Source organism: Dactylosporangium sp. NPDC051541, from assembly GCF_044454505.1.
Taxonomy (GTDB): Bacteria; Actinomycetota; Actinomycetes; order Mycobacteriales; family Micromonosporaceae; genus Dactylosporangium.
The window spans coordinates 222,192-242,949 of record NZ_JBITDU010000012.1; the positions used below are offsets into that span (position 1 = coordinate 222,192).

20 protein-coding genes are annotated in these 20,758 nt (G+C 67.3%); 13 read left to right on the plus strand and 7 right to left on the minus strand.

All coding sequences use genetic code 11. From position 1 onward, the window contains the following. Positions 1-15 precede the first annotated feature (15 nt). Complete coding sequence (locus ACIA8L_RS41075; protein WP_395913218.1) at positions 16-693, plus strand: YdcF family protein; 678 nt, start codon at positions 16-18, stop codon at positions 691-693. A 133-nt stretch (positions 694-826) separates the two neighbouring features. On the opposite strand, the gene ACIA8L_RS41080 is transcribed toward ACIA8L_RS41075, so the two are convergent. Continuing rightward, positions 827-1,945 carry a hypothetical protein gene (locus tag ACIA8L_RS41080; RefSeq protein ID WP_395913220.1) on the minus strand — a complete coding sequence of 373 codons (1,119 nt, stop codon included), beginning with the start codon at positions 1,943-1,945 and terminating at the stop codon, positions 827-829. A gap of 1,210 nt (positions 1,946-3,155) precedes the next feature. Further along, a complete protein-coding gene (locus tag ACIA8L_RS41085) occupies positions 3,156-3,722 on the minus strand; it encodes a Uma2 family endonuclease (protein ID WP_395913221.1) in 567 nt (188 codons plus the stop codon). A 1,207-nt stretch (positions 3,723-4,929) separates the two neighbouring features. Here ACIA8L_RS41085 and ACIA8L_RS41090 point away from each other — a divergent pair. From ACIA8L_RS41090 to ACIA8L_RS41105, 4 genes are all read left to right on the plus strand, one after another. Further along, positions 4,930-5,598 carry a hemerythrin domain-containing protein gene (locus ACIA8L_RS41090; RefSeq protein WP_395913222.1) on the plus strand — a complete coding sequence of 223 codons (669 nt, stop codon included), beginning with the start codon at positions 4,930-4,932 and terminating at the stop codon, positions 5,596-5,598. Positions 5,599-5,604: 6 nt separating this feature from the next. After that, the gene (locus tag ACIA8L_RS41095; RefSeq protein WP_395913224.1) at positions 5,605-6,186 is read left to right on the plus strand and encodes a TetR/AcrR family transcriptional regulator; all 582 of its coding nucleotides are present in this window, start codon (positions 5,605-5,607) and stop codon (positions 6,184-6,186) included. Between the two features lie 92 nt (positions 6,187-6,278). Beyond that, positions 6,279-6,644, plus strand: coding sequence for a metalloregulator ArsR/SmtB family transcription factor (locus ACIA8L_RS41100; protein ID WP_395913369.1), 366 nt, complete (start codon positions 6,279-6,281; stop codon positions 6,642-6,644). Next, positions 6,641-7,114 (plus strand): SRPBCC family protein, encoded by a 474-nt coding sequence (locus ACIA8L_RS41105; RefSeq protein ID WP_395913226.1) that lies wholly within the window; start codon positions 6,641-6,643, stop codon positions 7,112-7,114. The genes ACIA8L_RS41100 and ACIA8L_RS41105 overlap by 4 nt, the downstream gene beginning before the upstream one ends. Before the next feature lie 4 nt (positions 7,115-7,118). Here the strand turns inward: ACIA8L_RS41105 and ACIA8L_RS41110 are convergent, their stop codons facing one another. Then, positions 7,119-7,862, minus strand: a complete 744-nt coding sequence (locus tag ACIA8L_RS41110) for an SGNH/GDSL hydrolase family protein (RefSeq protein WP_395913228.1) — start codon at positions 7,860-7,862, stop codon at positions 7,119-7,121. A 337-nt stretch (positions 7,863-8,199) separates the two neighbouring features. Here ACIA8L_RS41110 and ACIA8L_RS41115 point away from each other — a divergent pair, with 337 nt between their 5' ends. The 5 genes from ACIA8L_RS41115 to ACIA8L_RS41135 all read left to right on the plus strand — a co-directional run bounded on the left by ACIA8L_RS41115 (position 8,200) and on the right by ACIA8L_RS41135 (position 12,891). Further along, positions 8,200-9,924, plus strand: a complete 1,725-nt coding sequence (locus tag ACIA8L_RS41115) for a substrate-binding domain-containing protein (protein WP_395913230.1) — start codon at positions 8,200-8,202, stop codon at positions 9,922-9,924. A gap of 44 nt (positions 9,925-9,968) precedes the next feature. Further along, on the plus strand, positions 9,969-10,487 hold the full coding sequence (locus tag ACIA8L_RS41120; RefSeq protein ID WP_395913232.1) for a YbaK/EbsC family protein: 519 nt from the start codon (positions 9,969-9,971) through the stop codon (positions 10,485-10,487). Between the two features lie 386 nt (positions 10,488-10,873). Beyond that, entirely contained in the window at positions 10,874-11,431 is a 558-nt protein-coding gene (locus ACIA8L_RS41125; RefSeq protein WP_395913234.1) for an RNA polymerase sigma factor, read from the plus strand. After that, positions 11,424-12,407: a hypothetical protein gene (locus tag ACIA8L_RS41130; RefSeq protein WP_395913235.1), complete on the plus strand. Its 984-nt coding sequence runs from the start codon at positions 11,424-11,426 to the stop codon at positions 12,405-12,407. The genes ACIA8L_RS41125 and ACIA8L_RS41130 overlap by 8 nt, the downstream gene beginning before the upstream one ends. A 58-nt stretch (positions 12,408-12,465) precedes the next feature. Then, positions 12,466-12,891, plus strand: a complete 426-nt coding sequence (locus ACIA8L_RS41135) for a CBS domain-containing protein (RefSeq protein WP_395913237.1) — start codon at positions 12,466-12,468, stop codon at positions 12,889-12,891. On the opposite strand, the gene ACIA8L_RS41140 is transcribed toward ACIA8L_RS41135, so the two are convergent. Further along, entirely contained in the window at positions 12,888-13,460 is a 573-nt protein-coding gene (locus tag ACIA8L_RS41140) for a GNAT family N-acetyltransferase (RefSeq protein ID WP_395913239.1), read from the minus strand. The two genes, ACIA8L_RS41135 and ACIA8L_RS41140, sit on opposite strands and share 4 nt — an antisense overlap. 23 nt (positions 13,461-13,483) lie before the next feature. On the opposite strand from ACIA8L_RS41140, the gene ACIA8L_RS41145 reads away from it, so the two are divergent. The 3 genes from ACIA8L_RS41145 to ACIA8L_RS41155 all read left to right on the plus strand — a co-directional run bounded on the left by ACIA8L_RS41145 (position 13,484) and on the right by ACIA8L_RS41155 (position 16,271). After that, positions 13,484-13,897 (plus strand): SufE family protein, encoded by a 414-nt coding sequence (locus ACIA8L_RS41145; RefSeq protein WP_395913371.1) that lies wholly within the window; start codon positions 13,484-13,486, stop codon positions 13,895-13,897. Positions 13,898-14,037: 140 nt separating this feature from the next. Further along, entirely contained in the window at positions 14,038-14,766 is a 729-nt protein-coding gene (locus ACIA8L_RS41150) for a GntR family transcriptional regulator (protein WP_395913241.1), read from the plus strand. 623 nt (positions 14,767-15,389) lie between these two features. Continuing rightward, entirely contained in the window at positions 15,390-16,271 is an 882-nt protein-coding gene (locus ACIA8L_RS41155) for a sulfurtransferase (protein WP_395913242.1), read from the plus strand. Between the two features lie 31 nt (positions 16,272-16,302). Here the strand turns inward: ACIA8L_RS41155 and ACIA8L_RS41160 are convergent, their stop codons facing one another. The 3 genes from ACIA8L_RS41160 to ACIA8L_RS41170 all read right to left on the minus strand — a co-directional run bounded on the left by ACIA8L_RS41160 (position 16,303) and on the right by ACIA8L_RS41170 (position 20,711). Further along, on the minus strand, positions 16,303-17,253 hold the full coding sequence (locus ACIA8L_RS41160; RefSeq protein ID WP_395913243.1) for a hypothetical protein: 951 nt from the start codon (positions 17,251-17,253) through the stop codon (positions 16,303-16,305). Then, on the minus strand, positions 17,243-19,636 hold the full coding sequence (locus ACIA8L_RS41165) for a glycosyltransferase (RefSeq protein WP_395913244.1): 2,394 nt from the start codon (positions 19,634-19,636) through the stop codon (positions 17,243-17,245). Before ACIA8L_RS41165 ends, ACIA8L_RS41160 begins: the two co-directional genes overlap by 11 nt. Positions 19,637-19,841: 205 nt before the next feature. Then, a complete protein-coding gene (locus ACIA8L_RS41170) occupies positions 19,842-20,711 on the minus strand; it encodes an ADP-ribosylglycohydrolase family protein (RefSeq protein WP_395913246.1) in 870 nt (289 codons plus the stop codon). Between the last annotated feature and the right edge of the window lie 47 nt (positions 20,712-20,758).

Below are 20,758 nucleotides of genomic sequence, written 5' to 3' on the forward strand. Positions count from 1 at the left end.
GTTTATCGTGTGGGCGTGACGCATGCCGACGAGAGCACCGCAGCGACCACCATCCCGGAAGAGCACCGCGCGGACGTCGAGACGTTGTGGGAGTACCACAACATGCACCATGAACTCCGTCCGTGCGACGTCGGGATCGGCCTCGGCAGCCACGACCTAGGCGTGGCCATTATCGCGACCGACCTCTACCACCGCGGCTTCTACCCGCTCCTGGTCTTCACCGGCGCCAACGCACCCACCACGATCGAGCGCTTTCCTCGTGGCGAAGCCGTCCACTACGCCGAATACGCGGTCGGACACGGGGTGCCAGCCGATGCGGTTCTCATCGAACCCAGGGCAACCAACACGCAGCAGAACTTCGAGCTGACCCTCACACTCCTCGACGGGCAAGGAGTAGCGATCCGCTCGGCGATCGTGATGTCCCGCCCGTATCAGCAACGTCGCGCCTACGCCACGGCCAAGAAACTTTGGCCACAAGTCGACGTCATCTGTGCGTCGAATCCTCTAGACCTCGACTCCTATGTGCGCAGCATCGGCGACCACAGTAAAGTCATTAGTATGCTGGTTGGCGATACCCAGCGCGTTGAGGTCTACGCCGAACGAGGTTTTGCAATTCCCCAGGAAGTTCCGGCCGATGTTTCTACGGCATACGAGCGACTTGTACGGGCAGGCTACACTAGCCGGATTCTCTAGAAGGCATCCCTGCGTGTCGCTGGCCAACGCGCCTAGACACGAAGTATGGAAACCGACCACGGCCCTGCCGAAGAGCAATCTGAAGGCTCGACTAAGGAATAAACTGCATACAGCCATCGGGCAGTGTCTGGGATTACTTGATACCGGCCAAGACACTTAGATCCCAGTGCCTTGTAAATACAAACAGTGCCAGCGCAATACTCGCGACGGTTCCGACCAGCTTGACCAGCTTTATCGGTCGCTCAACATGGTCAAGAGTTGCAGCGAAGCGCCCACTGAACGCGACCAAGCGGCTCGAAGGACGTACGACGAAGTTCTCGTTAGGTAAACCTGCATCCGTATAGACGCCTAGCTCCTGCGCTAACTCTATAGCAGACTTAGTTGCTCCCGGATCGATGAGCACTACAACGAGTCGCCTTAGCTTGTCGGCTAATTTTTGTAGCGACTCACCATCAATTGCCAGCCGCGACTTCGCCGCCGTTCTAATCTCACTGACAGTAGCGCGTAGAACGAGCGAAATAAAGGCCGAGGATCCGAGTCGAGAAAAAAGTAATTCGTATGTTTGCGCGTGCTTCTCAAGTCGTTCGCGTAGTGCGGCAAGCGAACGCCGATGCGAGCCAACGGGATCAATCACTGGGAACAAAGATCCAAAAACGCGCGGCAAGGAACTTGCATGTCCTGCCTCGCCTTGATATGTGAGGATGTCCAACAACACTCGAACTGCGGTCAACCTTCTTAGCACCAGGCTGCCCGTTACGAAACAAATAAGCGGTCCAACAATCACCATGCTTGTCAAAATCCAGTTTGCTACTTCGCGACTCCATGTCGGACTCATAGACGCAGGCGCCGTTGTGGCGTCACTCCACAGCATTAGCACGAAGATCTGATATAAAGCAGATATTACTGCGACGATGTAGACACATGTGGCGACATAGCAGGTATATATCACCATCGGAATGCGACTTATCGAAGATTGGCCCATGCTCTTGCGGTGGCTGAGCAAGGTGCGGATCTCCGGACGCTTGATAGAAAATGACATTCCCCCGAATAGGAATATGATTCCAGCGGCTGCTCCACATATTGTGGTCGGCAATATAACCGCAGCCATATTCGTCGAGGCTCCTGGAATCATTCCTAAAATTCCAACCAGGATTCCGCTAGGGGCAGCCCAACTGGTCGCTCCGACGGCGATAGCGCAGCCGATGGATGGTAGGTAGAGGCGAAGGTTACTCATTGCTATCGTCACGCGCATGGGCTGCGATGGAAAATGAAACAGTCTTGGCAAATAGTGCGCTAAACGTTGCCTAGCCGCAAATGTGGCCTGCCGGCCGAGTGCGCTCAGCGGATTTATGCGCCGAGGATTCTTAGTATTCGTGCACATCCGGAGTGTTACGTTACTTGCGAACCACGTGCGAAGAAGAAACATGCCGGACATGGTTAACACAAAATTTAGGATGGGTGCGATAACAAAGCTGCAAATAACCAGCACTGATGCGGCGGTCATATCGGATCGCCCAACGACGAAGTGTAGATCGGTTTAGGACGTTCAAGTGATAGTTGAGTTCTGAGGAACCAGATCATCATGCAATGCGTCCTTAAAGGAGAAGGTCGGATGTCGATTCCAATCCAACCTGGCATTTTGGCCGCGTCGGTGCAGATGGGCGCGACGCTTGTCGTAAAGTCGAGCCAGCGATTGGCTCGTTTGGCGCCAATATCGCCTCCTGGCTCAACTACCGCACGATGCTGTCGGCCGCAACCGTAACTGAAGGATATCGAAACATCACTCATTGCAACAGTGTCATTAGCGCAATCCGGCCCAACGGATGAGCCATTCCGCATAGTCATGCGCAGCTTCGCGACCTTGCGTCGTAGTCCCGCTCGTGCACGCCGACGAAGTGCCTCGCAGTTCGTCGAGGACAGCTGTGTGTTGGACCGCCGTGCGATACGGCTCCGTTGTTGCCGAATTGAGCTGTACTAGATCAAGGCGCCTCCGGCGCAACCAGCGCGTGGCCGGCCAGCTCGGCGTGCAAGCGGCGCCCGCGCTTCGCGCCAGCGCCGGAAACCCGCCGGCGGGAAGCCCACGCACCGGCCGCGCATAGCGTCCTTGCAAGAACGTCGGTCGGCTCCAGGCCGTGACTCTCCAGCAGCCTTGGTTCCACGGTCCGCCGGACTGCATGCCGTCGCTCCCGCGGACACCGTTCGGCGCTGGGGCGCCTCTCTGCCAACTCCACTCCCGGTTGCGCTCTTTGCCTCCGGCGGGGCCTCCAGCCGGGGGCCTCAGGGTTCCGGTGGGGGCGCCCCTCCGCGATCCCCGTCGTCCAGGCAACGCCAACAGGCCAGCGGCGGGGGCCGCCAAGCGTGGTCGCGAACCGTCACGGTCCGTACTCACGAGGGCAGCCCCCGCCGCCGGCCTGTTCCCCGGAGGGTGGACGACGGGTATACGGAGGGGCTAAAGGGGCTGGTCAGGGTGCGGTGCGTCGAGCGGCCAGTGCGTCGGTGTCGAGACGGATCGCGAACGGCTCGTCGGAGACCAGGGTCTCCCCGCCGCTGACGACCGCGTGTTCGACGTAGTGCTCGCCCTCCAGGCGCAGCAGGCGCAGGGTGACCGCGGCCGGGTCTTCCGGTTCGATCAGCAGGTACCAGGCGATCCGATCGGCGGCGTACAGCTGCATCTTGACGAGCCGGTCCGTCGCCGCGTTGCTGGGCGACACGATCTCGCCGACCAGCGCGACATCCACCGCGTCGATCGTCGAGCCGTCCTCCACGTCCGACACCACCAGATCCGGGATCACGATCCGCCCGGTTCGGAGGCGGACGTTGACCGCCTCCAGGACCAGCAGCCCGGCATCGGCGGCGCCGGCGTCGAGGGCGTTGGCGATGCGGCGGGAAAGGATCTGGTGTCGAACCCCCGGCGCCGGACTCACCAGCAGGCTCCCATCGATCAACTCGACCCGGTTCGGCGTCTCGCCCAGCGCCAGGTACTCGTCCTCGCTCCACGGACCCGGGTGCTCCAGCACGTCCACGCTCATCGGCGACTCACCTCCACACGCATGCTCTCACCAGGGTCCCACGGACGGCTGCCCCACGACGAGCCGCAGCCCTGTTGGCGGGGACTTGTAAACCGCCCATCAAGATCAGCCGGTAAGGATCCGGTAAGCCAGAGCATGGCGAGCGCTGTCAAACGACGGCAATCGATGGCAACGCTTGCCCAGCTCAGCAGCATGATCTGCCCGATTCGGGCGATCTTCAACAGCGCAAACCCGTTAGGGGTTCGAGTCCCCTCGCTTCCACCGACGATCGGCGCACCCTGCTCACCAGGCTGCGCCTGGTTCGCTGTTGCGTCGGCGGAGTTCTTCCCGCTCGCTTCGCTCGCTCGGGGCGGGGATTCTCACCCGCGGCCCCAATGGCCGCTTTGCGGCCACTGGCTTCGCTTCGCTTGCCAGAGCAGCCGCCTCGTGCTGCCGTTTGAGGGTTGCTTGATCGTTCGATTGAAGTGCCTTCGCGCGCTTGTCTGAATGTTCGGCCGAGGCCTTCTTTCTGCGTTGGCCCACTCGCGCGCCCCGGTGTTGCCGAACGTTGGCCGCGACGACCGGGTCCCAGACCCACTGTTCCGGACGAGCCGGACTTCGGGATGCTGAGGTAGAAGCCACCGTCGGCCTTGAAGCCGAAGCAGCGCTCGGGGGACGCCGCAGTTATGTCCACGGGTCTTGTGCCACGGGCGTCAGCAGTGCCACTTGGTTGGGGCAAGTGCGCAGGTGGGGGTGGAATGGGGCGCTGGATTTGGGCATGATGGGGTTCGCCTTCCTCCGCCGCCCGGAAGTTATAGCTCGGGAAGGAACGGGACGGTCTGGGTGCTGTGGAAACCGGACCGCCCCGTACCACAGTTGCTTCGGCCACCGCTCGAAGCGCGGCGCAGTCTCAGCGGTGCGGGATCGTCGATGCGGGCATTGCATCGACGTGCTTTGAATCGCGTTGATTAGCAGGCGCAGTTGCTGCTGGCGATAGGTGCCGGTCGGCGTTACGGGCTTGCCGAGTTGGTCGGCGTCGGCCTTCACGACGTAGACCTCCCCGGGCCGCGGACCCAGACCTTGTCCTGCGGGCGTAGCAGCAGGAAGTGTCGTTCTCCTCGAGGGTGATCAGACCCGCCTCCGTCAGGCGGTTCGTTGCCGCGTGAGGCTGGTCTGGTCGACTGTCTGGGTGTTGTCCATCAAGTGCTTGATGGATACCGTCGAACGCATGGAAAACACGCTGCCCAAGACCTGTGATGCCAGTGGGATGTTCGAGATCCATCGGATGCTGCTGCGGTCGTTCGAAGAAGCCGCTGGGCTCGTCGATGGAGTTCGGGAGCGCGACGCCGGGCACGCGCAGGTTGTCGCCATCCAACTGGAGCTCATCTCCAACGCGCTGCACGCGCACCACCAGGGTGAGGACTCGCGGCTCTGGGACCTGATCGATCAGCGGGCGCCGGCCTGCTTCCTGCATGTCGAGCGGATGAAAACGCAGCACGCCGAGATGCTGGTGCATCTACAGGCGCTCGACCGTGCGGTGCCGGCATGGAAGCGGAGCGCCGCAAGGGCCGACGCGCAGCCGATCACGGACGCGCTCAAAGGGGTCTGTGCGGCGCTGGCGGCGCATTTCCCGGACGAGGAGGCCACCATCGTGCCCGTCATCGAGCAGGTCGTCACCCAGCGCGAGGTGAACTGGTTCGCTGTCCATGGGCGCAAGGCCACGCCGAAGGGGCAGGCCTGGAACATGATCGGGGCGATCCTGGCCGCGCAGCCGGACGGCGGGGCGGCTTGGTTGAAGAAGCACATGCCGGGGCCGGCCGGGCTAGTGTGGCGCTTCGTCGGCGCGCCCCGTTACGCACGGTTTCGCGCCGCGCTCGCAGGCTCTCAGGGGAGATGAACGCGGATGCCGGCCAGGAAGCGTACGGCGGTCAACGGTGAACAGCGGCGGGTGCAGATCGTGGCCGCGGCTCAGCACGCGATCGCCACGCTCGGGTTCGAGGGGCTGCGGGTGCGCGATGTGGCCGAGCAGGTGGGGCTCAACATCGCCACGTTGCACTACTACTTCCCGACCAAGGAGGCCCTCGTCACGGCGGTCGCCCAGCAGATCGTCGGGCGGCTCGACCGGGTGCCGCCGAGCGGGCCGGAGCGGGAGCCGCGGACCGTGCTGGCCGAGCACCTCGAGCACATCCTGACCCGGTTCGCGGCCGAGCGGGCCGAGTTCGTCGTGCTCAACGAGCTGTACGCGCGGGCCGGGCGGGACCCCGAGCTGCGCGCCACCCTCCAGGCCAACGACGCCGCCTGGGCCGGCTTCCTATACACCGTGTTCGCGAAAGGTGTCGAGCGGGGCCAGTTCCGCGCCGATCTGGACCCCGACGCAGCCGCGGTGCTGGTCATCGGGTTCCTCAAGAGCCTGCTGATGCAGCTTGACCTCACCGACGAGCGGGCCCGCGCCGCCGCTGATGAACTCCTCCGGGCCGTTGCCTGACGCGTAACACACCGGTTACGCTTCCCCGCGTGGACAGCGTGGACAGCGTGACCAACGCGCCCAACGCCGAAGGCGTCAAAAGCGCCAACAGCGTGGACGACGTAGCCGGAGCGATCGCCGATGAGGTGCGGCGGGAAATCCTGCTCATGCTGCGCGACCAGGCACTGAGCGCCGGCGAGATCGCCGAGCGGTTCGCGATCAGCCGCCCGGCCGTCAGCCGCCACCTGCGCGTGCTGCGCGAAGCCGGGCTCGTCCGCGACACGGCCGACGGCCGGCGACGCGTCTACGAACTGGTCACCGCGCCGCTCGACGAGCTCGCCCAATGGCTGGAGCGGCTGCGGCAGCCGACCGGGTGGCAGCAGCACTTCGACGCGCTCGAAACCGAGGTGTACCGCACCCGCCGGGAGCGGCTGCGCAAGCCCGCCGAATATCGAGAAGACCAGGAGAGAACCGCATGAGCCTGACCCCCACCGGACGCCTGTTCGGCAACGACCTCGTCCTGACCCGCACGTTCCGCGCGCCCGTGGACGACGTGTGGGCCAGCGTCACCGAGTCCGACCGCACCGCCCGCTGGTACGGCCCCTGGAAGGGTGAGCCCGGCCCGGGGCGGACGATCCAGGTCCAGATGGTCCAGGAGGAGTCGCAGCCCTGGACGGACATGACGATCGACGCCTGCGAGCCGCCCCGCCGGCTGGCGCTCTCCGCCGGTGAGTGGCGCCTGGAGCTGGAGCTGACCGAGCGCGACGGCCGCACCGAGCTGCGGTTCACGCAGCACCTGACCGGGGCCGAGGGCGCCGGCGTGGAGGACCTCGGCCCGGGCTGGGAGTTCTACCTCGACGCGCTGGTCGCCGCGCGCGAGGACGCCCCGACGCCGGACTTCAACGACTACTACCCGTCGATGAAGGAGTACTACGAAGCGCAGAAGTAAAGCGCTACTCGTTGAGCGGGGCGAGCTCGGGGCGCTTCGCGGTGACCATGTCGCCGGAGGACTTGCCGGTCAGCCGGCGCTTCACCCAGGGGGCCAGGTGCTGGGTCGCCCACTTGGCGTCGGCGGCCTTGCGGGACATCCACGACAGCTCCTCCGGCGGCGCCGGCGCGGCCAGCCACTCGGGGTCGCAGGTGATGCCCAGCTCGGTGAGGACGTGCGCGGCCACGCGGCGGTGGCCGGATGGGGACAGGTGCAGGCGGTCGATGCCCCACAGGCGGGGGTTGGCGAACTCCGGGTCGTCCCACAGGCTGACGACGTGCGCGCCGTGTTTGTGGCCGACCTCCTCGATGGCGTTGTTCAGGAGGTCGACGCGCGGGCGGAGGATCTTGCCGCCGGGCATGCGGCCGGAGAGGTCGGCCCAGCGGAACATGACGACGTCGGCGCCCGTGGCACGGAGCTTCTCGATCGTGCGGTCGAAGCGGGTGATCAGGACCTCGTGCTCGAACGTGCGGCGCATCGCGTCGTTGCCGCCGCCGGCGAAGCTGATCAGGTCCGGCTTCATGGCCATGGCCAGCGGGACCTGCTCGGCCACGATGTTGTCGAACAGGCGGCCGCGGACGGCCAGGTTGGCGTACCGGAAATTCGGACACGAGGCCGCGAGACAGGCGGCGACCAGATCGGCCCAGCCGCGGTACCCGACGCCGTCCGGTCTGGGGTCGTCGAGGCCCTCCGTAAAACTGTCACCCACCGCCACAAAGCTCGCGTACTTCGCCACCGTGTTCCTCCCGTTCCCCGTTTCGCATCCTGTCAGGGGCTTCCGGCGCACGAAAGCGACTTTGCTGTAGACCACACCTTTCGCAAACCGCCGAGCGCCCGCGGCCGGACCGACGCCGTGAAGATCGCTCATGAACCCGAGCTACGCTCATGCGGTACCAAGGCCGGAATGCGCTTTTTAAGACTGTGCAAAGTCTTCGCAACTCACCGTGAGAACGTGCAGACGGAGTGTGCCGAACGCCCGCGAAACACCTTCACGATTGGCCGAACGCGTGACCCACGAAGCGCTTATCTAGGGAATATTGGTACCCGTGAGAGGACGGCATCGGGCTACGGACCTGAGGAGCAACGGGTTCGTCGCCATCGCGGCCGGCACGATCCTTCCCCTCGTCGCCATCGGTGCCGTCTACGGCGGATACCGGGCCATGTCGACGTCGGGCTGCTCCGGGACGGTGCGCCTGTCCGTCGCGGCCAGCCCGGAGATCGCGCCGGTGATCAAGGACGTCGCGGCCCAGTGGATGAAGACCAACCCTCGTGTCAACGACGAATGTGTCGCGGTCGACGTGGTCTCGGTCGCCTCCAGTGAGGTCGCCGCCGCCATCGCCGGTGAGAGCGGGGCAACGATGCCCGGGCTCGGCCAGGCGGACGGCAAGACGCAGGTGCCCCAGGTCTGGGTGCCCGACTCCTCGATCTGGCTGCAGCGCATGCGCGCGGCCCGCGAGGACCTCGTGGCCCTGGCCGCGCCGTCGCTGGCGCGCAGTCCCATCGTCCTCGCGGTGCCTGAGCCCACCGCGAAGCAGCTCGGCTGGATCGAGAACAAGGTCACCTGGAAGCAGGTGCTCGAGCAGATCGTCGGCGACACCCGGATCGTGCCGGGCATCGTCGACCCGCAGCGCGACTCGGTCGGCGTGTCGACGCTGGTGGCGATGGCCTCGGTGAAGGACCAGTTCGGCCCGCAGGGCGACTCGCTGACCGTCGGCGCCGTGAAGTCGCTGATGTCGGGCAAGTCGGAGCAGCAGTCCGGCCTGATCGGGCGCTTCCCGCGGGACGCCGACCCCCGGACCCTGTCCACCTCTGTGACCCTGGCGCCACTCTCCGAACAGGCGCTGCACGCCTACAACGCCACCGGACCGGCCGTGCCCCTCATCGCGGTGTACCCCGACCCGGCCCCCATCGCCCTGGACTTCCCCTACGCTGCCATGCCGCGGCTCGCACCGGACCGCGAAGCGGCCGCCGACGCGTTCCGTCAGCAGCTCACCGGGGCCGCGTTCCGCAACCAGCTGGCCCAGCACCAGCTGCGCGGCAACGACGGCACGGTCGGCACCGGCATGACGCTGAGCCCGAGCGCACCCCCCGGCGGGCAGGTCACCCCGGTGCCGGAGGCCGGAGTGATCAACAAGGCCATGCAGATGTGGATCGAGATCACCCAGCCGTCACGGATGCTGGCCGTCGTCGACGTGTCGTCGGCCATGAGCAAGCCGGTGCCGACCGCCGGCGGATTGACCAAGTCGCAGGTGGCCGTCCAGGCCGCGACGGGCGGCCTGGACCTGTTCCCCGACACGTGGGCCGTCGGGCTGTGGTGCTTCTCCACGGAAATGCCCGGCGGCCACGACTATCAGCAGCTGGTGCCGATCGGCCCGCTCACGACCCAGCGCGACCAGTTACGCGGCGCCCTCGGGGGTCTGAAACCAAACCCCAAGGGCGGGAGTGGTTTGTACGACACGATCCTGGCCGCGTATCAAAACGTGCAACAGGGCTGGGATTCCGGCCGCGGCAATTCGGTCGTCGTGGTGACCGGCGGCCGCAACAACGACCCGAGCGGCATTTCGCTCGACGGTCTGATCACCGCATTGCAGCGGACCGAGAAGGCCGACCAGCCGGTGCAGATCATCATCATCGGCGTCGGCACCGAAGTGAACGAGGCCGAGATGCAGCGCATCGTCGATGCCACGGGCGGCGCGGTCTTCATCGCGAGTGACCCGTCTAAAATCGGCGGCATCTTCATGAAGGCACTCGCTCTGGACGACGGACGCTGAAAGCGCCGGTCCACGGCACCGATCAGAAGACAAGGTCTCCGTCCTTGAAACTCGAACTCGCGCCGGCGCTTTCCGCACCGGAACTGCTGGCCGCCCCCGTCCTCGCGGCGCTGTCCTCGATTCCCGGCGCCGACCGGGTCCAGGCCGCCCCGATCGATCCCGAGCTCGCCGACACCGCGGCTTTCTGCGCGGCCTACGACGTCGCCCTCGAACAATCCGCCAACTGCGTCATCGTCATTGGCAAACCATCCGGGGTGTACTGCGCGTGCGTAGTACTGGCAACCACCCGCGCCGACGTGAACGGCGCGGTCCGCCGACTCCTCGGGACCCGCAAGGCCAGCTTCGCGCCGATGGACGACGCGGTGAACCTGACCGGTATGGAGTACGGCGGCATCACCCCGATCGGCCTCCCCTCCGACTGGCCCGTCTACATCGACGCCCGCGTGGTGCCGGTCGAGTCCGCGGTCATCGGCAGCGGCCTGCGGGCCAGCAAGATCGTGCTCCCGGGCGCGGTGCTGTCCACGATCCCCGGCGCGACGGTCGTCGAGGGCCTCGCCGGCTGAGCGACCCGATCGTGTCCGACCGGCTGGCGCGGGCCGACCTCACGCCCGAGGCGACCGCGCGCCTGGCCGCTACCGCAGCCGCGGCGTCCGCTTCCGTGCGGCTGGCGGCAAGGGGCGCTGGGCCGAGGCGGCCCACGGGCTCCGGCACAGCGCCCGCGGGGTCACGTTCGACGCCGCCGCGTGCGCGGTCGCGCCCGGCCGGCCGGCCCGATCGGGCGGTCGGCTGGCTCGAACTGGGCCATGGCGTAGTGGAACTCGATCGTTCCTAATTGCGCGGCGGGCGCTGTTCCGGCGTTGCGGCCAGGGACACGGGGCGAAGAGAAAGATGGGTGTAATCGGCCCGGGGTGGCTCGACATATACCGGTCGAGAGCCTTAGGGAGGGCCTATGGGTGAGCGGGGCGAGGTGTGGTTCACGGGGTTGTTCGCCGCGCACTTCGACGCTGTGGTGCGGTATGCGTTTCGGCGGGTGTTTGACGCCAATCTTGCCACTGACCTGGCACAGGAGACGTTCATCGTGGCTTGGCGGCGGCGGGGGGAGGTTCCCGAGCGGGAGCTGGCGTGGCTCTACGGGGTGGCTCGGAACCTGGTTGCCAACCATCGGCATCGGCGAAGACGACATCTGGACCTCGGGCGAGATCACGGCCGCGAGCAAGGCGGAGACCAGGACCGGGACCGGCATCAGGCCGGGGTGGCGCATGAGCGGACGGTGAACTTCGAGGAGCACTCCGCCGTCATGGTGGACATGCTTCGGGCCATCGAGGCGCTGCCCGAGCGGGATCAGGAGATTCTCCGGCTCATCGGCTGGGAGGAGCTCGACCTCAAAGAGGCGGCCATCGTGCTCGGGTGCTCGAAGTCGGCGGCGGCAGTTCGGCTGCATCGGGCGCGGAAACGGCTTCAAGCGCGGCTCGGGGTTTCGGTGAACGGTGAGGTTAGCCATGTCTGACACTGACAAAGAGGTGGTCCGCGCGATGCTCCAGCAGTTCGACCCGGCCCGGGAGCTGCGCATCGACTCGACGCGGGTCTCGCCGCAGAGCTTGATGACCGGGACCGAACCCAGGCGCCGGTACGGAAAGTTCGTGCTCGTCGCCGCGGCCGCGCTGGTCGTGCTCGTGGGGACGGCGGTCGCGGTCCGGGTCGGAGCCGACCAGGCCGGCGACCGGCGTGGCGACCAGCAGCAACAGCAGACAGCGGGGTTCCCGTTCGGGCCCATCGTCGCACCCATGGCCTTCCAGCAAGGAAGCCAGATCACGTTGCCGCTCAAAGCCGCCGCGTACGAGAGCCAGCAAGGGCAGTACAGCCACATCGGCGTGATTTCGTGGAACCAGGTGTTCGACGAGGAGCCCGGAGGAAACTCCACGATCATCCGGCCGCAGGAGCGGGACACCTGGTTCGACGCGGAGTGGGTCCGGCGGATCGTCACCAAGCAGCTGCCGCCGGTCTTTCCCAACGAGCAGTCCCGGCAGTACTACCAGAAGCACCCGCAAGCGCACCCCACGGCCACCGGCGCCCCTGATGCCAACGACTTCGGGCCCGGTGAACTGCCCGCTTCCCGGCCGCTGCTCACGACCGACGCGGACATCGACGAACGGCTCGCCAAGGAGCGGGACCCGAAGGACCCGCGAGGGATCTGTTCGCTGCTCGTCGATCTGTCCAGCATCTACCTGCTGCCGATCGAGATGCGCACCCTGCTCATCAATCGCCTCACGAAAACCGCGGGCGCCGAGTGGATCGGCATGACGACCGATCGGGCCGGGCGGGTGGGCATCGGGGTGAAGGTACCGACGAAGGAAATGACGGAAATTCTCGTCTTCGAGCCCGAGACGGGTGTGTTGCTGGCGTGGGACGAGGTTGACCAGGCCGGGGTCGTGCAGGGCGCGATGCTGTTCCTCAAAGCGGAACGGACCGACCACCTGGAGTGATCGTTACGAGAAAGGTGGTCTGGGTAACACTTCTGCATCGAGGTCGGGAGGTCGTGCGATGACGATGCAGACGGTCCGGGATGTGATGACCACAAATGTGGTCTACCTGCCGAGTGAGACCACGCTCGCCGAGGCGGCGCGGACCATGCGGGAGCAGGATATCGGCGATGTGGTGGTGGCGGACGGGCCGGAGCTTGCCGGGCTGGTCACCGACCGGGACATCGTTGTACGCGCCGTGGCGGAGCGGTGTGACCCGGCCGCCACGACGATCGGGGAGATTCTCACCAAGGAACTCGTGACAGTGCGGCCGGAGGACTCGATCCATTCGGCCGCGCTGCTCATGCGGGATCAGGCCGTGCGCCGGGTGCTGGTCTGCGACGAGAACAACGGGCTGGTCGGGATCGTGTCCATCGGCGACTTGGCCGAAGAGATCGACCCCGATTCAGTACTCGGTGGCATAAGCAAAGCCGAACCGAACAACTAGGAATCCGTGTCGAGACGGGCGTGCAGGTGCATGTCGTGCCAGCCGTCAGTGTGGAGTAACGCGCCGCGCTGCACGCCCTCCGCCGGAAAACCCGCACCGAGCGCGACCTTGCAGGACGCCGGATTGTCCATCGAATGCCGCACCACGAGCCGATGCAGTCCGAACGTTCCGAACGACCAGTCCGAAAGCGCCGACAATGCCCGCGGCGCGATCCGCCGGCCGCGATAGAGCGGCAGCGTCCAGTACGAAATCTCGGCCTCGCCATCGACGAAATTCAGCGTCCGCAGACCGATCTGCCCCGCGACCGCCCCGTCGAGCGTCACCGCCCAGCCGGCCCGCGCCTCGGTGCTCCAACGCTCCGGCCAGCCCGCCAGCCATCCGGCCGCTTCGCTGTCGTCCATCGAGCGGCAGTGCCAGCGTTGAATGTCCGGATCCGAATACGCCGCGACGACCGCGGGCTGGTCAGCGAGCTGCCACGGGCGCAGCACGACACCGTCATGGGACAGGGTGGGTTGCCTGAGCGCGGCCAGGGTTCCGGGCTGCACCACATCGGCGACGAGACTCGGCACAGCGGTACGTTAGCAAGGTGGAGATGCCCGGCAAGCTGGCCGCGATCGTCGAGGAGTTCGCCTCCGCCCCGCGCGACGTGGTGCTCGAGATGCTGCTCGAATACGCCGACGCCGTCCCGCCGCTCCCGCCGGAGCTGGAGGGCCTCGAGGGCATGGAGCAGGTGCCCGAGTGCCAGACTCCGTTCTTCCTCAAGGCCGAGGTGACAGAGCAGAAGACGGTCCGGTTGTACTTTCAGTGCCCGCCGGAAGCGCCAACAACGCGAGCGTTCGCAGGCATCCTGAGCGAGGGTCTCGAGGGCGCCTCCGCCGACGAGGTCCTGGCGGTGCCGGCCGACCTCTACCAGCGCATGGGGCTGGCCCAGGCGATCAGCCCGCTACGCGTCCGCGGCGGCACCGCGATCCTGCAGCGCCTCAAGCGTCAGGTAGCAGAGCGCTAGCAGTGGACTACGTCGAGCAGGGTTGAGCTGTCGGACCCGGACGGGGCGGACCGGCGGCGGAAGGCTGTATCGATATGTACCTACCCGTGCTTACAAGCTCTTGACAAGCTATGTTGTCGTCTCCGTGGAGGCCGGTCTCGATGCCGATCGAGTATGTGCCGCCCAAGTACGTCCAGATCGTCAACGCATTGCAGACCCGCATCAGCGACGGAACGTACGCGCCGGGCACGATGCTGCCCAGCGAGACAGTGCTGATGGGCGAGTTCGACGTGTCCCGCCCGGTGGTCGTGCGCGCTCTGGAGATCCTGCGCCAGGACGGTTGGATCAACTCACAGCAGGGCAAGGGCCGCTTCGCGCGAGGCAAGCCCCCAGCGCTCCGGACGATGCCGGCGCACGCCGCCGCGCTTCTGGCGGACGACGTAGAGGGGCAGGTGCGCATGCTTGACGTCGCCGAGGTCCCCGCGCCGCCGCGGATCGCCGCAGAGCTCGGGCTCCCTGAAGGCGCACCGGTGGTGGCCCGCCGCCACCTGATGAGTCTCGACGGCGTCGGCCCGACCGAGCTGCGCACGACGTACGTCCCAACGGACGTGGCCGCCGGGACCAACCTCACGACGCCGAACCCGCTGCCGCGTGGACTGAAGGAGTACCTGCACGCTCGCAAGGGCATGCAGTTCGGCCATGCACGCGAGCGGATCTCAACCCGCCCGGCCACGCCCGAGGAACGGCAGCTGCTGGCCCTCGACGACAGCGGCTGGGTCCTGACCATGCTGCTACGTGTCACCACCGTGGACGACGTGCCCGCGTTCGTCATCCACCTTGCGGTGCCACCCGGCCGACTGGAGTTCGAGGACTCCTTCCCGCTTACCTAACCAACGCTTCGACTCTGCCCAATCCCGTCGAGTTGGCAGATTGAGCAAAGGCTGCGGGCAACGGGCTTCCGCGCGCCGGCGGGCAGGAGCAGCAAATGAGCACCGCTTCGGTAACCGCAAGCGCTTACATCGGCGTCGACACGCGGCTGGTGTTGTGCCGCGAATCGAACTCCAACCGGGTTTGGTGGAGATCGGCAACGCCGACGGCAGCGTGACGCTCCGCTTCGACAGCAGCGTGCCGGGCCCCTCGCGGGACCGGCCGTACCACTCGCTGCCGACCAGTGCGACGCGCTCACCAGGACCGCGGCGGCCGTGATCAAGGCCCACCAGCGTCCGCGCCTGGCGGGGATCAAGCCAGAGGGGTAGCGGGGTGGGCTAGCGCGCAGCGGGCGAGATCGGATGTGGGTGGGCGCCCGCCGTTGGCGCACACAGGGGCGCGGTCACGGGACCTGTGCCCACCAGCAGCGGCCGGCGCGGAAGGCGCGGTGTGGATCGTGGCTCAACCCCTTTGAGGCCGCACCGGCAGGCGCGGATTGTGAGGGGTGCGGTGGAGGCTTGTCTCCCCGCCTGTTTTTAGGAGGCACAGCTTGTCTCCCCGCTGCTTTTGGAGGTAGAGCTAGCGTATGGCTGTTGCTTCCGATCCAGCGCCCGAGCTCGCGGCGTACGCGCATCCGGAACGGCTCGTTACCACTGCGTGGCTGGCTGCTCACCTTGATGATCCGGGGCTCGTCGTCGTCGAGTCCGACGAAGATGTGTTGCTCTACGGGACCGGGCACATTCCCGGGGCGGTCAAAGTCGACTGGCACACCGAGCTGAACGATCAGGTCACCCGCGATTATCTGGACGCCGAAGGGTTCGCGGCGCTGTGTGAGGCCAAAGGTATCGGGCCGGACGACACCATCGTGTTCTACGGCGACAACTTCAACTGGTGGGCCACCTACGCGCTGTGGGTGTTTCAGCTCTTCGGCCACCGTGACCTTCGCATCCTCGACGGTGGGCGGGCCAAGTGGGTCGCCGAGGGGCGCGAGCTGACCAAAGAAGGGCCAACCGCAAAAGCGACAAGCTATCCGGTGGTACAGCGAGACGACGCACGAATTCGAGCGTTCCGCGAGGACGTGCTGGAGCACATCAAGGCCGACCGGCCGCTGGTGGATGTGCGGTCGCCGGGTGAGTACTCCGGTGAACTGCTCCACATGCCCGACTATCCGCAGGAGGGGGCGCTGCGCGGCGGGCACATTCCCGGTGCGGTCAACCGGCCCTGGAAGCAGGCGGCCCGGGAGGACGGGTCGTTCAAGCCGGCCGACGAGCTCGCCACGCTTTACGGCGAGCTCGGCAAGGACGACGACATCGTGGCGTACTGCCGCATCGGTGAACGGTCGTCGCACACCTGGTTTGTGCTGACCCACCTGCTCGGCTACGAGCGCGTGCGCAACTACGACGGCTCCTGGACCGAGTGGGGCAACCTCGTGCGCGTGCCGGTAGTACAAGGGAAGCAGCCTAAGTAAGTGAAAAGGGGGGCCCGAGGGCCCCCCACGATCACTCGTCCTCAGGTGGCAGCGACACCAGGTAGTCCACGACCTCGGAGAAGCGGGCCGAGGCGAGAGCCACCGTCAGGTCCGCGGCGCCGTAGTACATGCGCAGCTCGTCGCGGGCCTCGTCGTGGACCAGGCCGGTGGGGAAGACGACGTTCGGCACGTCGCCCACGCGTTCGTACTCCGCGTCGGGGCCGAGCACCCAGCTGGGAGTACGACGGATGACCTTTGTCGGGTCGTCCAGGTCGAGCAGGACCAGGCCCACCCGATAGATCGACGTGGCCACCATCTGCTTGACGCCGTGGTACACCGCGAGCCAGCCGTGCGGCGTCTCGATCGGCGGCGGGCCCATGCCGATCCGGGTGGCGTCCCACCACGGGCCGGAGCGGGACTGCATGACCGGCTCGGGGGTCGTCCACGAGCGCAGGTCCTTCGACTTCGACAGCCAGACGTCGGCGCGTGCGGAGACGACCGAGACTGGGCGGTGGAAGAGGACGTAGTCGCCGTTGATCCGGCGGGGCAGCAGCGACGCGTTCTTGTCCTCGGGCGGCATGACGATGCCCAGGGGCTCGACCGTCAGGAAGTCCTCGGTCCGGGCCAGGGCGACGCAGGGGCCGCCGGGGCCGTAGGCCGTGTAGGCGATCACGTAGCCGCCGAGCTCCTCGACGTAGGTGATCCGCGGATCCTCCACGCCCCAGCAGCTGTGGGCGTCGGTCGGGTCGTCGGCGATGAGGGGCTTGCCCTCGACGACCCAGTCGGAGCGGCCGTCCTTCGAACGGGCGACGGTCAGGTGGGAGATGCCGCGTCGGTCCTCGATCCGGCAGAGCAGGACCGTGTCGCCGTTGTGCATCGCGGCACCGGGGTTGAAGACACTGTTGATCGGATACGGCCAGTCCCCGGCGCTGAGCATGGGGTTGGCTGGTTCCCGGTGGAACAGCTCCGCGTCAAAGTGCATCGGAATGGTCCTCCGTGTTGCGCAGACGGGGCGGTGTGGCGGTCGCGCTGAAACCGGCTGACGCCCGCCCCACCACGCGGCCCTTGTTCGTGGGCTTGGTCAGCGCGGTGGTCGGCAGGGAGGTCGGGACCGGAGCCGTGGCTGCCACCGGGTGTGGCAGAGCGGCCAAACCGGCCCTGATCAGGCTTAGGAGCGCTTGGTAATAGGCTAGCGTGGACTCGGCGCCTTGGTTCCCATTTGGCTCAGTGGCCGACAAACCGTCGTGACAGGCACCGGTGGCGTCGACATACAGCCGGGCGCCGGCCCGGTTGCGGCCGAGAAACCACGAGTAGGCCCAGCCGGCCAGCTTCGCGTGGTGCGGGTCGGCCGTGTGCTGCCAGGCGTCGACCAGGGCCTCGGCGATCGCGGCGGCGTCCAGTGGCTGCTCGTCGCCGTCATCGGCCAGCCAGGTCGCGCCGCGGTGGTGCCACTTGTTGCCGACGCAGCGCAGGGTGCCGTCGGCCAGGCCGACGTGCTGGGCATACCAGTCCAGGGCGCCCAGGGCCCGGGCCGCGGCCGCGTCGTCCTGCAGCAGGGCCGCGCCGAGGAGCATGGCCTGGGGCAGCCGGGCGTTGTCGTAGGTGAGCTCGTCCTCGAACCAGCGCCAGGCCGGGTCGGCCGCCGAGGTCTCGATGAGGGACTCGTCGAGCCGGGCGAGCAGCGGCGCGGCCTGCTCCGTGCGGCCGGCCCGGGCCAGGCCGATCAGCGCGTAGGCGGCGGAGCGCAGACCCAGCCCGAACAGCGACTCGGTGCGCGGGCCGAGCTCGTCCAGCAGCGCGGCGGCCGGCCTTCGGATGTCGTCCGGAACCGCCGGAGTTCCGACCAGTACCCCCAAAGCCCAGACAGTGCGCCCGACGTGATCACCCATGTGTGGCCAGTCCTGCCAGGTCCCGCCGTAGCTCAGCACGTTGTGCATCGCACCGGACGGGTCGTAGGCGGCGGTCAGGAACCGGATCGACTGGCGCAGCCAGCGGGTCGCGACGGCGGTCTGTTTCGCGTCGGTGCCGACGGCGAGCAGGTCGGCGGCGACGATCGCCAGCCGGGAGACGTCGTCGACGCAGTAGCCGGACGTGGAGTCCGGGTTCGGGCCGCTGGCGAACTGGATGATCCCGATCTCGTCGGTGAGCCGGGCGAGGTGGTCGAGGTTGAGCGGCGGCACGGTGGCGGTGGCGTGGCCGGGGCGGGCGGTGGCCGACTCGGCCTGGCGCACGACGTCGGCGACCAGGTCGGCCTCGCGGGCGGCGACGGCCGGCCACGGCAGCCATGACGCGCACGCCTCGGCGACGGCCTTGGCCGCGGCGAGGGCCCGGGAGTCGGTGAGCAGGTCGATGATCTCGGCCGCGAGCGCCGCCCCGTCGCCGATCGGCACCACCCGACCGGCCCCGCCGGCCAGCATGTCCTCGGCGTAGCTGTAGGACGTCGAGACCGCCGGCAGGCCCGCACCCAGGGCGAACGTCAGCGCGCCGGAGCAGATCTGCTCGGGCTGGCGATACGGCGTGACGAACAGGGTGCTCGCGTGCAGGATCGCGGAGAGCTCGTCGAGGGCCAGGAAGGCGTCGACGAAGTGTACGTTGCCGGCCAGACCGAGCCGCCGGACCTGCTCGTGCAGGCCCTCCCGGTAGACCTCGCCCTCCTGGCGCTTGATCTCCGGGTGCGTCGTCCCGGCCACGATGTACTGCACGTCCGGGTGCTTGCGCACGACCTCGGCCAGCGCGTCGATCGCGATGTCGATGCCCTTGCCCTTGCTGAGCAGGCCGAACGTGGTGAGTGTCGGCTTGCCCCGGACCTTGTCGAGCAGTTCGCGCAGCTCCGGCCGCAGCGTCGCCGGCTCGGGCGGGCGGCGCATGGCGTCGGGCGCACCGTGCGGCACCACCACGAGCTGGTGGCCGGCGGCGATCCCGGTGCGGATGGCGACCCGGCGAGCGGTCTCGGTGAAGACGGTGACCCGGGCGGCGCGGGCGCACAGTGCGCGCAGCGTGGCGGCCTGCCCTGGCGACGGCCGGGTCAGCACGGTGTGCAGCGTCAGCAGGTACGGAATGCCGCACGCGTTGAGCGCACGGGTGAGCTCGAGCAGGTGGGAGCCGTCGGGTCCGCCGAAGATCCCGTATTCGTGCTGGATGAGCACGACCTGGACGCCGGCCTCGCGCAGCTCGCGGGCGGCCGCCGAGTAGTCCTCGATGCGGTCCTGGGTGATGGTGGCGACGACCTCGTCGCCGTAGGTGTGCCCGTCACGGTCGATGGCCACGACGACTGATTCCAGGTCGTCGGTGGCGACACCCAGTGCCTCGCGCAGATCCGCGGTGTAGGTCGCGAGTCCGCATTGGCGCGGCAGATAGGTCGACACGATACCGAGTCGATAGGTCGCGGCAGGGTGTGGCATGACCACATTGTTACCCCCAGAAACCCCGAAAAACCTTCATTCGCCGGGATGAGGGACTACCACTCGATCGGACACATATGCAGCTCATGCCCGATATCACCCATCGTGTTTAAAACATATTCGTCAATCTATGGCATTGTCCTGCGAAACCGCCAATGCTCACGTAGTGTTACTCCGGCCTCTGGAACCAATCGGGCAGCTGTTCACGGGCGCCGATCCATGCAGAGGGAATTCCGGGTGTACCGACATGAGCCGCGACGATCCCACCGACGATCGCGCACATCGAGTCGACGTCGCCACCCGCCCGGACACAGGCCTCCAGCGCGCCCGGGTAGTCGTCCGGGTGCGCCGCCGCCACCCACAGCGCGAACGGCACCGTGTCCTGCGCGAGCGCGTGTGAGCCGTTGCCGAGATCGGCCGCCGCCTCCCGCGGGTCCGTGCCCGGCGCGATCCGGACTGCCCGGCCGATGCCGTCGCGGACGTCCGACGGCGGCAGGTAGTGCAGCACCTGGCGCAACAGGTTGTCGGTGCCGGTAGTGGCGTGGGCGGCGGCCAGTGCGACCGCGACCGCCCCGGCCACGCCTTCGGGGTGCCGGTGGGTCACCTCGGCCTGCAGCACCGCCTCCCGGGCGGCGAGGTCCGGGTCCGCGCTGAAGAACGCGCCCAGCGGCGCCACTCGCATCGCCGCCCCGTTGCCGGCCGAGCCGCGCCCGGAAAACAGGGCGCCGGCCGCTGAACGCCACGGCACGCCCTCGCGGATGCTCTGCAGCAGAGCGACGGCGCCGCGGCCGTACCCCCGGTCGGCGCTCCACCGCGAGGCGAACGCCTGGGCCAGGCGGTCCTGGTCGACCCGGCCGTCCCGCTCGAGGGCCAGCAGGAGCGAGCAGGCCATCTCGGTGTCGTCGGTCCAGCGCCAGGGCGCGGGCGGAAGTTCGAACGCGGCGCCGTCGGGCATCGCCGGCTTCATTTCGAACGGGGCGCCGAGCGCGTCCCCCACGGACAGGCCGGTCAGGCTGGCTTCGGCGGCGGGAACATTCACCGGCCGAATGTACTGGGATCAAAAATGTCACACCTACGAGGTAGCGT